Source organism: Microbacterium sp. ZW T2_14 (assembly GCF_044987405.1).
In the GTDB taxonomy this organism is placed as follows: domain Bacteria; phylum Actinomycetota; class Actinomycetes; order Actinomycetales; family Microbacteriaceae; genus Microbacterium.
The window spans coordinates 15,591-27,310 of record NZ_JBJDRK010000057.1 but is presented as its reverse complement, the minus strand read 5'-3'; the positions used below and the strand labels follow the sequence as shown (position 1 = coordinate 27,310).

At 67.8% G+C, this 11,720-nt stretch carries 9 protein-coding genes; all 9 read right to left on the bottom strand.

Features of this window, described 5'->3' with window-relative positions:
• The coding region (locus ACI3KY_RS16725; protein ID WP_404931276.1) for a glycoside hydrolase family 2 protein at positions 1 to 1,359 on the bottom strand (1,359 nt) is incomplete at its 3' end.
• A gap of 39 nt (positions 1,360 to 1,398) precedes the next feature.
• Positions 1,399 to 2,325, bottom strand: a complete 927-nt coding sequence (locus tag ACI3KY_RS16720; RefSeq protein ID WP_404931275.1) for an ABC transporter ATP-binding protein — start codon at positions 2,323 to 2,325, stop codon at positions 1,399 to 1,401.
• Positions 2,322 to 3,227 carry an ABC transporter ATP-binding protein gene (locus ACI3KY_RS16715; RefSeq protein ID WP_404931274.1) on the bottom strand — a complete coding sequence of 302 codons (906 nt, stop codon included), beginning with the start codon at positions 3,225 to 3,227 and terminating at the stop codon, positions 2,322 to 2,324. Before ACI3KY_RS16715 ends, ACI3KY_RS16720 begins: the two co-directional genes overlap by 4 nt.
• A 47-nt stretch (positions 3,228 to 3,274) precedes the next feature.
• Positions 3,275 to 4,324 (bottom strand): ABC transporter permease, encoded by a 1,050-nt coding sequence (locus ACI3KY_RS16710; RefSeq protein WP_404931273.1) that lies wholly within the window; start codon positions 4,322 to 4,324, stop codon positions 3,275 to 3,277.
• A gap of 18 nt (positions 4,325 to 4,342) precedes the next feature.
• Complete coding sequence (locus ACI3KY_RS16705; RefSeq protein ID WP_404931272.1) at positions 4,343 to 5,332, bottom strand: ABC transporter permease; 990 nt, start codon at positions 5,330 to 5,332, stop codon at positions 4,343 to 4,345.
• A 36-nt stretch (positions 5,333 to 5,368) separates the two neighbouring features.
• Positions 5,369 to 7,051, bottom strand: coding sequence for an ABC transporter substrate-binding protein (locus ACI3KY_RS16700; RefSeq protein ID WP_404931271.1), 1,683 nt, complete (start codon positions 7,049 to 7,051; stop codon positions 5,369 to 5,371).
• A 154-nt stretch (positions 7,052 to 7,205) separates the two neighbouring features.
• Complete coding sequence (locus ACI3KY_RS16695) at positions 7,206 to 9,416, bottom strand: alpha-galactosidase (RefSeq protein ID WP_404931270.1); 2,211 nt, start codon at positions 9,414 to 9,416, stop codon at positions 7,206 to 7,208.
• Positions 9,417 to 9,573: 157 nt separating this feature from the next.
• Positions 9,574 to 10,596, bottom strand: a complete 1,023-nt coding sequence (locus ACI3KY_RS16690; protein ID WP_404931269.1) for a LacI family DNA-binding transcriptional regulator — start codon at positions 10,594 to 10,596, stop codon at positions 9,574 to 9,576.
• Between the two features lie 129 nt (positions 10,597 to 10,725).
• Complete coding sequence (locus ACI3KY_RS16685) at positions 10,726 to 11,694, bottom strand: acetylxylan esterase (protein ID WP_404931268.1); 969 nt, start codon at positions 11,692 to 11,694, stop codon at positions 10,726 to 10,728.
• Positions 11,695 to 11,720: the final 26 nt, after the last annotated feature.

Genomic DNA, 11,720 nt, shown 5'->3' with positions numbered 1-11,720 from the left:
ACCCCAGTCGACCCAGCCCCACGTGTTCTCGTTGTTGCCGTTCCACAGCACGAGCGAAGGGTGCCGGGTGAGACGGGTGACGTTCTCTCGGGCCTCGGCGGCGACCTCGCTGCGCATCGACTCGCTCTCGCTGTACGCGGCGCACGCGAAGGGGAAATCCTGCCACATCAGCAGACCCCGTTCGTCGGCCAGGTCGTACAGCTCATCCGACTCATAGATGCCGCCGCCCCACACCCGGAGGAGGTTGATGTTGGCTTCCAGGGCATCCTCCAGACGTCGGGCATAACGATCGCCGTCGATCTCGGTGAGGAACGCATGGTCGGGGATCCAGTTCGCTCCCCGGACGAGCACGGTCCGGCCGTTCACGCGGAGGAGGAACGGCGCTCCGGATTCGTCGGCATCCGTGTCGAGCTCCACTGTGCGGAACCCGACCCGACCGTGCCACGCCGCGACCTCGCCCGCGCCCCGCGCCGTGACCTGCACCTGGTACAGCGGCTGGTCCCCGTGGCCGACCGGCCACCAGCGCCGCACTCCTGGTACACGGACGGTGACGACGGTCGTCGACTGCCCTGCCGGCACGATGCCCGTCGCTTCGGCCGGTTCGCCTCCGGGACCGGTGACGCCGACGATGACGGGGATGTCGGCGGCAGCGGCGGTGCCGTCGCGCTCGATCTCGACGTGCGCGCTCAGGACGCCGTCGAACGCGCCCGCTGCAGCCGGGACGACGTCGACCAGCGGACGTACGGAGGCGATGCGCACCTCCGACCAGGCGTCCAGGCCGATGGGCTTCCAGATGCCTGCTCCGGCGACGTCGATGCCCCAGTCCCAGCCGAACGAGGCGGCCATCTTGCGCAGTTGGTTGAACTCGTGGTGGTTGACCCGGGGGAGGGCACCATCGCGCTGCGCGCGGGCCTCCGCCTCCGGGACGGGAGCGGAGAAGCTCACGGTCAGAGAGTTCTCACCTTCGCGCAGGGCGTCCCGCACGTCCCACCGATACGACCGGTGCATGTTCTGCGTGCTGCCGACCTCGACGCCGTTGATGTGCACCGTCGCCACCGTGTCCAGCCCGCAGGCGACCAGGTCGGTGCGAGATGCGCCGCCCCCCTTCCAGGCGAATGTGGTCGCGAACGTCCAGTCGGTATCGCCGATCCACTGTTGCGCCGATTCGCTGTCGCCGTCGAACGGGTCCTCGATGAGCTCGGCTCGGCGCAGATCCAGATGGGCCTCACCGGGAACGCGGGCCGGGATGCCGTCCGCGAGCGGGCGGGCGAGTGACGGGGGCGCGTCGGCCGCCAGACGGGCGGCGGTCAGCGTCCAGCCTCCGTGGAGGTCTCGGAAGGTGGCAGGAAGGGATGTCATCGCTGGTCCTTGATCGGGTGACGCTCGGGCAGAGCCTGTTCAGATGTCCGGGACGGGATCAGGAGCTGTGCGGGCACGGGACCCGCTGGGCACGCCGGCCTCCTGCCACTCACCGGCGTAGTGGTCATAGCAGATGCTGTTGTCGATGGCGTCCCGTTCGCCACCCGCCAGGATGGTGGCGCGGGCGCCGCGCTCCGGATCGGGGGCGGCCATCTTCAGCAGCTTCGTGTAGTCGTGCCGGGCGTCGAGGATCACGGCATCCGACGGCCCCCGTTCGACCACCCGCCCGCGGTACAGCACGACGATCTCGTCCGAGAAGTGCCGCGCCGTGGCGAGGTCGTGGGTGATGTACAGCACCGCCAGTCGTTCCTCCCGCTGAAGACGGGCCAGCAGGTTCAGCACCCCGAGCCGGATCGAGACGTCGAGCATCGAGACGGGCTCATCCGCGATGACCACCTGCGCCCCCGGCGCGAGAGCACGGGCGATCGCGACGCGCTGGCGCTGTCCGCCCGACAGCTCGTGCGGGCGACGGGGGGCGATGTCATCCGCGGGCGTCAGGTTCACCCGTTCGAGCATCTCGAGCACGCGGTCGTGCGTCTCTGCTGCGGTGCGGGTGCGCTTGTGGATGCGCAGGGGCCGAGCGATGTGGTGCTCGATCGTGTGGAAGGGGTTCAGGGAGGCGAATGGGTCTTGGAAGACCATCTGAACCTGACGCCGATACATCGCCCCCTGTACAGGCGTGTCGTCGTCCAGCCGCACATCGACGGTTCCCGATGTCGGTGACTCCATCCGGGTGAGGATCTTCGCGATCGTCGACTTGCCCGATCCGGACTCGCCCACCAGCGCAACGGTGCGGCCGGGCAGCAGGTCGAGGCTCACGTGATCGACGGCTCGCAGGCGCGACCGCTTCGAACCGGACCGAACGGTGTAGTCCTTGACCAGGTCGGCGACATGCACACGGGTCATGACGGGTCCTCCGCGGTGTGGTGGGGCAACGGTGCGGCGTGCTCGTCGTGACCACTGCGGATGAAACCGCCTCGGTCGCCCGACAGGCTCGGGAACGAGCTCAAGAGCCGCCGGGTATAAGGATGACGGGGGCTTCGATACAACTGATCGGACGTGCCGAGCTCCACGATCTCGCCCGCGAGCATGACAGCGATGCGATCGCTGATTTCGAGGAGGAGCGGCAGATCATGTGTGATGAAGACGACGGCGAAATCCAACTCGTCTCGCAGACGCACGATCTCGCGGAGGATGTCGCGCTGCACCACGACATCGAGCGCTGTGGTGGGCTCATCCATGATCATGATCTGCGGTTCGAGCAGCATCGCCATGGCGATCATCACGCGCTGACGCATGCCGCCGGATAGCTCGTGCGGGTACGAGCCGATACGCGCGGGGTCGACTCCCACGCGGGCCAGGACCTCCTCGGACCGCTGGCGGATCTCGCGTCCGGACATGCGCGGTCGATGCGTGCGCAGCGTGTCTCGCAGCTGCGCCCGGATCGAGGTCACCGGGTTCAGGGCGTTCATCGCTCCCTGGAAGACCATCGAGAGCTTGTCCCAGCGGAACGCACGCAGCTCATCGTTCTGCAGCGCCAGCACGTCGATGTCCTGACCGCCGGCATCGTGGAACACGATCGATCCCGAGGCGACTCTCGCGGGCGGGCGGTGCAGCCGGTTGATCGCATAGGCGAGCGTGGTCTTGCCGCAGCCCGACTCGCCCGCGAGCCCGAGAATCTCGCCGCGGTGCAGCGTGAGACTCGCGCTCTTCACAGCCGTCACGGGGTTCGCCACTTCGTACACCACCGTGAGGTCCGTCACGGTCAGCACCGGCTCCCTTCCGTGTTCGTCCTTCTCCCTCGTCATGGAGCTCTCCGCTGCCATGAGTCCGGTCGCGCCCTGCGTCGGAACACTCATCGCGCCAACACCTCTTCCGTGCGGTCGCGGTCGTTCGCGCGATCGTGTGTCTGTGATCCGGTCAGCCGGCGCTCGAGCTTGGCCGCCTTGCGTGCCAATCTCCGGTGCTCTCGCATGTGCTTCAGCTTCGGGTTGATGATCTCGTCGATCGAGAAGTTGATCAGCGAGAGCCCCATGCCGAGCAGCGCGATGATGAGGCCCGGTGGGATGAACCACCACCATGCCCCCACCGACAGTGCGAACCCGTTCTGCGCGAAATAGAGCATCGTGCCGAGAGTCGCGGAGTTCGAAGCGCCGAGGCCGATGAATGCCAGGCCGGCCTCGCCGAGAATCGCCGCGATGACCGCGAAGACGAACTGGGAGGCGAGCACGGGCAGCAGATTGGGGAGGATCTCGACGACGATCACGCGCCAGGCGCTCTCGCCGGAGATCTTGGACGCGGCGACATAGTCGCGGTTGCGCACAGAAAGCGTCTGAGCGCGAAGCACGCGTGCGGCCGCAGCCCAGCTGGTCAGAGCCAGCACGACGGCGATCGTCCACAGCCCTCGGCTCTCGCGCGGCACGAAGCCCGCGATGACGATCACCAGCGGCAGGCCGGGGATCACGAGGAAGACGTTCGACAGCAGGGAGAAGGAGTCGTCCGCGAAACCGCCGACATAGGCGCCGTAAATGCCGAAGAAGGCGGAAAGGGCGGTGGCGAGTATGCCGACGGTGAATCCGATCATCAGCGAGCCGCGTGTGGCGTAGGCGAGCTGTGCGAGCACGTCCTGGCCCGTCTTCGTCGTTCCCAGGGGGAACTCCGTCGACGGACCGGTCAGCCCGATGTTGCGCACGACGGTCGGATCTCCGAAGAGCAACGGGCCGAATATCGCGAAGAGGGTGATCGCCGCCACCAGGATGAGACCGAACGCCAGCCAAGGCGTCATCGTCGGCATCAGCATCCGCCAGCCGGATCGTGGTCGTCGGCCGGCGCGGTCGCGCTCCTCGTCCTCGGCCTCGAGGACGCCTGCGGGCAGCGGATTGTTCTCAGGAGTGAAGTTCGTCATTTGGATCGTGTCTCCGGGTCAGGACCGTGCGCGCGTGCGCGGATCGATCACGCCGTACAGAAGGTCCACGAGGAGGTTCGCGCCCAGCACGCCGAGCGTGATGAACAGGAAGACCCCCTGCATCAGGGCGTAGTCGTTGTTCGTGACGGCACCCAGCAGCCGGCTGCCGATGCCCGGGTACGAGAAGACCTGCTCGGTGATGACCGAGCCCGAGACGACGAAGCCCAGGGAGATCGCGAATCCGGCCACCGATGGCAGGACGGCATTGCGGGACGCGTAGGACCGAAGGATCGTGCGGGAACTCAGGCCCTTCGCCTCGGCGGTGAGCACGTAGTCCTCGGAGAGCGTCGAGACCATCATGTTGCGCATGCCCAGCAGCCAGCCTCCGATCGAGGCGAGCACGATGGTCAATGCGGGGAGGAAGCCGTAGTGGATCGCCGAGGAGATGAATTCCCAGTTCCAACCCGGGGTGAGTGTCACGTCGTAGCCGCCCTGCATCGGGAACCATCCGAGGACCCGCGACAGCAGATACGTGAGCAGCAGGGCGAGCCAGAAATAGGGGACGGCCGCAAGCAGCGTCGTCGCGGGGATGAGCGAGTCGAGCCAGCTGCCGGGACGCCAGCCGACGAACGCCCCGAGGAGGACTCCCAGGGTGGCGGCGAGGATGGTTGCGATGCCGACGAGGATGATCGTCCAAGGCAGCGACTGCAGAATCACATCGGAGACCGTCGCGGGGTAGTAGCTCACCGAGACACCCAGATCTCCGTGAAGGATGTTGCCGAGGTACGAGATGTACTGCGACCACAATGGCTCGGAGTCGTCGCCCCCGAGAAGAAGCGCATAGGCCTTCCGCGTCTCCGGTGTCACCGCACCGCCTCGCTGCTGCAACTTGGCCAGCAGGATGTCGACCGGGTTGCCGGGCATCAGGCGGGGGATGGCGAAGTTCAGCGTCAGCGCCGCCCAGAGTGCGACGACGTAGAAGCCGAGTTTGCGCGCGAAATAGCTCATGGAAATCTCCTCGTGGGGGCGACGACTCCGTCGACGTCAGTCCTGGGGTGCCAGCCGCTTGAAGATCTCGGCAGCGTCGAACGCCGACCACACCGCCGGGAACGCGTACAGGTCTTCCTCCGACGGCCATCCGCTGAATTCCGCGATGTTCCAGATGCTCGTCGTACCGCCCGTGAGGACTGGGATGTACGGCATGTCCGCCACGATCTCGGCCTGGATCGTGTCGAAGTAGGGCTGACGCGCCGCGGCGTCGTCGAGCGGCATCGTCGCGAGCTCTGCAAGCGCGCTGTCGACGGTCGGGCTGGAGAAACGGGCGAAGTTGTTCCCCGCCGCCTCGCCGACCTTCGCACCGCTGCCGGAGTCGAAGAAGTAGTTGTAGACGTAGTACGGGTCGGAGACAGGGCCCTGCCACAGGGAGTCGATCGCCAGCTCGAAGTTGCCGTTGACCTTCTTGTCGGTCCACTCGTTCCACGACGACTGCGCCGCGTTCAGCTCGATGCCGGCGTCTTTGGCCTGAGAAGTCAGCACGTCGAGCGCCGTGATGTAGTCCGTCCACCCGGTGACCACCTCGATGGTCAGCGACAGCCGCTCCCCGTCCTTGGCGTAGATGCCGTCGTCGCCCTTGGCCCAGCCTGCAGCCTCGAGGAGTTCGGTCGCCTTGCCGACGTCCGCTGACATGGGGGCGATCGGCTCCGCGATGGCGGCGGAGATGAACGCATCCTGGTTCGGAGTGAGTGCGAAGGTCGGGGACACCTCGCCGGCAGTCTCTTCGAAGGCGAGGCTGTTCAGCTGCGTGCGGTCCATCGCGTAGTAGAGGGCCTGCCGCACCGCGGGGTCGGTCTGCGGGCCTTCACACCCCATGTCCGCGCTGGAGCAGGTCGCCAGGACCATCTGGCTCTGCCACTGCGTGAAGTGCTCGTAGTTCGGGAAGTTCTTGTTCGTGTTCTGGATGTCGGGGATCGGGCCGGTCTGCCAGTCGATGGTGCCGGCGGCGATGCCATCGGCTCCCGCCTGGTTGCCCGACAGCGCGACGAAGCGGATGTTCTCCAGCTCAGGCTCGCCGCCCCAATAGTCAGGGTTCGCGGTGTACGTGAATGCCTGCGGCTTGTAGTCCCCCAGCAGGTAGGCGCCGGTGCCGATGGGCTCTTCGATGACGTCCTGCTCGGGATCGATGTCCTTCCAGATGTGCTCAGGCACGATGGGGGTCGCCATGAAGTCCGGGCCCTTCACGAAGACGGGCTTGTCGAAGGTGAACTTCACATGGGTGTCGTCCACGGCCTCGACGGTTCCATCGAAGCCCGAGCTGTTGATGGCCGGGTGGTCGACAAGCATCCCGAATGTGAAGACGACGTCATCCGCGGTGAAGGGCTCACCGTCGCTCCACGAGGCATCATCGCGCAGCGTCACGGTGAGCTCGGTGCCTGCCTCGTTCCATGCCTGCTCCGTGGCCAGCAGCGGCACCGGCTCGCTGACGGCGGCCTTGTTGTAGAAGAACAGCGGTTCGTAGATGGTGCCCAGACCGCCGATGCGCGAGGGCGAGAACGGGTTGAAGTTGATCTGGTAGTCGCCGCTCTGACCGGTGTATGCGACAAGGGTCGCGCCGTCGGCATTGGACCCGTCGGTGGCGGATCCCGCGCTGCATGCTGCCAGCAGCACGCCGAGCGTGGCGACGCCGGCCATCGCGGTGAGGCGGCGGCGCGAGTGTGATGTGAAGAACATCTGCAGTCCTTTCCTTCCATCCGGGTCGGCTCCGACCCGGTCGTGAGGCGCCACCTGTGGCGCCGGTTTCCCAGTGTGTCTGAGGCTACTTAAGCGGTCAAGTTACGATTGCGCATCGAATACGTGAGGCCCGGAAATCCGAGACTGATGCGGTTCAGTCGACGACGGGGACAGCCCGGATAAGGACGGCGCGATCGGCGAACAGCTCGGGCAGCGCAACCCCGACTTGGGTCAGCGCACGACCCGACAGTTCCGCCCCGCCGAACTCGAGCCACTCCAGCGGCGCGCCCCAACGGGTGGCGATGCCGTCGGCTGACGTGATCGGGCCGTCCAGGGTCAGGCGATAGCGCCGGTCGGGGTCGAGTCCGGGCAGGGGGATCGGCTGCGGCGGCCACACCGTGGACGATGCGACGCACGTCCAGGCGAAGAGCGCTTCACCGCTGCGCTCGTCGACGACGCCGTGAAGACGGTACGCCGGGTCGGGAACGTCGGCGTGGACCGACCTCCCGCTGTGGAGCAGCGCTCGGCGATCCTTGTAGTAGTCGACCCATTCCGCGACCCTCGCCCGTTCGGCCTCCGATGCCTCGGTGAGGTCCCACTCGATCCCCAGGTGGCCGAACATCGCAACTGCGCAACGGAAGTCCAGGGGGAGGGCGCGCCCCGAAGTGGGAGCGACCGGCGCCGAGATGTGGGCACCGAGCATCTCAAACGGCACCAGCACGTTGGTCCAGCGCTGCAGGTCCACCCGTTCATGCGCATCCGTGGAGTCCGAGGCCCAGACGCGATCGGTGCGATCGAGCATCTCGAGGTCGATGCGGCCGCCGCCGGAGGCGCATGATTCGATCTCCAGCTCCGGGTGGCGGTCTCGGAGCGTATCGATCAGGCGGTACGCGGCCAATGTCTGTGTACGGGCCGCCGCGCGTCCCGACGGGCCGAGCCCTCCCTCGCCGAGTTCGCAGTTGTGGTCCCACTTGAGGTAGGCGATCGGGTACTCGTCGAGCAAGGCGGTGAGCTGATCGAGGACGTGCGCGTACGCGCCCGGGTCAGCGAGGTTCAGTACCTGCTGGTTGCGCGCACCCGCCGGCATCCTGCCCCCGCCCGCCGTGAGGATCCACTCGGGGTGGGCGCGAGCGACGTCGGAGTCGGGGTTGACCATTTCTGGCTCGACCCACAGGCCGAACTGCATCCCGAGGTCGCGCACGCGGTTCACGAGAGGCCAAAGGCCCTGCGGGTATACATCGGGGGAGACGACCCAGTCACCCAGTCCGGCCGTGTCGGTGCGGCGTCCGCCGAACCACCCGTCGTCCAGGACGAACCGCTCGGCGCCGACTTCGGCGGCCGTCTCGGCGAGTGCGAGCAACCGGTCCATGGAGTGGTCGAAGGTGACGGCCTCCCACGTGTTGACCACGACCGGCCGCGGCGATCGGGGGTGCTGGGGACGAGCGCGGAGCCACTCGTGGATGCGCGCCGTCGCGGCATCGAGGCCGTCGCCGTAGGTGCCGTATGTCCAGGGCGACACGTAGGCCTGACCGGGCTCCAACCGCACCTCGCCCGGTTCGAGCGCCTCTCCGGCGCCGAGCAGCGAGATGCCGTGGTAGTTGCGCTCCGCGAGCATGCGCTGATTGCCCGACCACGCGACGTGGACGCCCCAGACCTCACCGCGGGCAGCACCGAAGCCGGCTTCGCCGGCGCAGAGCAGGTACGCCGTGTCGAATCCGGGACGCCCCCGGTGTCCGGTTCGCTCGTGGGTTCCATGGACGAACGGCAGACGCTGGGGGGAACGTTCGCGCAGCTGGTGCCCGGTGAAGTCGAGCAGTTCTGTCGCACGCGCCGGAACTGGCAGCGCCAGCAGCACGCCTCGCAGATCGTAGACCTGAGGGGCGGCGTCGGTATCCGCCTCCGTCGCACCGGCTGACGCGGCGGGATGAGAGATGAGCCCGGCGCGTGTGCGCAGCAGTCCGGACTCGCTCTGCTCGATCTCCAGGCGCAGGTCCAGTCCGGCCGCCGCGTCCCGCGCCGCCACGACAACGCCGTGGCGCCAAGGAGTCGCACGCGCCGACACCTCGACATCCGATACGACGAATCGTGTCGAGGGCGTACCGCCTCCGCGGTGACCCTCGATTCCACGCACTCCGGGCCAGCCGGCGGAGGCCTCCGGGAGGAGCGATACCGACATGCCGCCGTCGGTCGGCTGCCCGAACGGCTGGGTCGTGGTCGTGCGCTCGAGCTCCTCGAGTTCGCTCTCGGGGACCTCCCCGAGGTCCGCGCCCCAGTAGACGACGCGGGGGAGGCGATCGCCTTCGGTGGCGAGGAGAAGACTCACGCCTCCCGCGCGCAGGTGGATCATTCCGGGGTTCGTGGCCATGCTCATTCCAGTCATCGGTGACGTGTCGGGGGCACTGTGCAGTCCGACCGCAGGGGGCTTTGTCGCAGCCAGCTTAATCGGTTAAGCACATCGCGTCAAAGTCTGCTGGAGTGCAGGTCGCCGAACTCTCGAGTCCTGGGGGATGCAGCCGGGAGGGTCAGCGCCCTGCCGGCGAGGGTCCCGTCGAGCCGCGCACGCGCAGCACCGGGGCGGTGTCCGGGAAGGACTCCGGCGCAGCGCCGTCGATGCGATCAAGCAGGCGACGTGCTGCGTGGGCGCCGAAGGCCGTCACATCGTGGCTGAGTGTCGTCAGAGGCGGGAACGCCGCGTCGCACAGCGGGGAGCCGTTCCAAGCGACGAGGGATACGTCGTGGGGCACGCGGACTCCGAGCTCCTGGGTCGCGCTCAGCCCCGCGAGTGCCATCACGTCGTTGTCGAAGAGGATCGCGGTGACCGGCTCAGGAGCGGTCAGCAGTCGTCGTGTGGCGGCCGCGCCCTGCTCGGGCGTGAAGTCCGCACGCGAGATCACGCTCTGGCCCCCGCGCGCAGCGACCTCTTCGGCGAAAGCGATGTCTCGGATGTGCACGTGACCGAACGATGCGTTCCCCGACACGCGGCCGATCCTGCGATGGCCGAGCGCAGTCAGATAACGAACCGTCTCCTGCACGGCCGCAGCGTCATCGGTCCACACCGAGGTCACCCCTGTCGCGAACTCGGGATTGCCGACGAATACTGCCGGGAGGGAGTCGTCCTCAGTGAACAGGGGGAGACGCGGATCGTTCTCCCGTGCGTCGACGACCAGCACGCCGTCCACGCGGCCGGCGGCACGCCATCGCCGGTAGGTGCGCATCTCGGCTTCGATGTCGGGCACGACCTGCAGCAGCAGCGCGAACGAGCGTTGCGAGATCACCTGCTCGATGCCCGCGATGAACTGCATGAAGAATGACTCGAAGCCGAGTGTCTCGGGCGATCGCGCCAGCACCATGCCGATCGCCTCCGCGCCCGCACCCGACAAGGACCGCGCCGCCTGGCTGGGCTCCCATCCCAGGTTGCGGGCGATCTCCAGGATCCGGCGCCGGGTCTCGTCCGAGACTCCCGCTCGCCCGTTCAGGGCATAGGAGACCGCGCCCGTCGACACGCCGGCTTCGCGCGCGATGTCTGCGATCGTGATGCGCTGCACCTGGGGCTCCTTCGGTGCCGTATGGAGGGGGCGGTCCGAGACTATACGCGGTTAAGTGCAGGAGCGTCGGCGCCTCACCTCCCATACACCCTCGCGGTGCCGTCGAGGGCGATTCCGCAGCGGAACGGGTCAGAGGAGGGCGCCGAGGAAGCGGGCCTGCTTCGGGAACTGGAACGCCTGACCGCCCTCGTGGCCGTTGTGGGTGTAGACCTCGATCTGCCGCGTCGCCGGATCGTGCCGGTTGAAGGCCGCGTACACCGTGGACGGCGGGCAGATGGTGTCCATGAGGGCGACGGAGTAGAGGGCTGCCGCATCCGCACGCTTCGCCATGTTGACGCCGTCGAAGTAGGAGAGCGTCTCGAAGACGCGCTCGTCGGCGCCGCGATGCACGGCGAGATACCGGACGACCTCCTGGTACGGGTCGTCGCCGGTGAGGCCGACGGCGCGCTCGAAGTGGCAGAGGAACGGCACATCGGGCATGACGGCCACCAGGCCGTCGGAGAGGCCCGCGGCGGCGATGGCGATGCCGCCGCCCTGGCTCGCGCCGCAGACCGCCACGCGGTCGGCGTCGATCTGTGGGAGTGTGCGGACGGCGTCGATGGCGCGCACCGCGTCCGTGAAGACCCGACGGTAGTAGTACGTCGTCGGGTCCTCGATGCCGCGGGTCATGAAGCCCGAGGACGACGGCCCGGTGCCGTGCGGATCGAGCGTGTCGCCGCCCGAGCCCCACATCGAGCCCTGGCCGCGCGTGTCCATGAAGAGGTGGGCGTAGCCGGCGGCCGCCCAGCCGATGCGCTCGCCGGCAAGGCCACGACCACCGCCGTAGCCCTGGTACTCGACGACGGCCGGAAGGGGCCCGGTCGCACCGGCGGGCAGGGTGAGCCACGCCTTGACCGGGTCGCCGCCGAAGCCGGGGAACGTCACGTCGAAGATGTCGACCAGCGTGTACGGCGTCTCGTGGCGCGTGACCGCGGGCGCGGCATCCCACTGTCGCGACGCCGCGATCGTGGTGTTCCAGAAGTCGTCGAAATCGGCGGGTTCGCGAACCTCGGGAGCATAGTCCGCGAGCTCGGCGGGGGACAGGTCGAATCTCGGCACGGGCCTACCCTAGCGGCTCGCGTGCA

What these genes read in the sequence shown, in the direction of transcription:
- ACI3KY_RS16720 (WP_404931275.1), bottom strand. Translation starts at nt 2,325, where the DNA reads ATGACCCGTGTGCATGTCGCCGACCTGGTCAAGGACTACACCGTTCGG.
- ACI3KY_RS16715 (WP_404931274.1), bottom strand. Translation starts at nt 3,227, where the DNA reads ATGACGAGGGAGAAGGACGAACACGGAAGGGAGCCGGTGCTGACCGTG.
- ACI3KY_RS16710 (WP_404931273.1), bottom strand. Translation starts at nt 4,324, where the DNA reads ATGACGAACTTCACTCCTGAGAACAATCCGCTGCCCGCAGGCGTCCTC.
- ACI3KY_RS16705 (WP_404931272.1), bottom strand. Translation starts at nt 5,332, where the DNA reads ATGAGCTATTTCGCGCGCAAACTCGGCTTCTACGTCGTCGCACTCTGG.
- ACI3KY_RS16700 (WP_404931271.1), bottom strand. Translation starts at nt 7,051, where the DNA reads ATGTTCTTCACATCACACTCGCGCCGCCGCCTCACCGCGATGGCCGGC.
- ACI3KY_RS16695 (WP_404931270.1), bottom strand. Translation starts at nt 9,416, where the DNA reads ATGGCCACGAACCCCGGAATGATCCACCTGCGCGCGGGAGGCGTGAGT.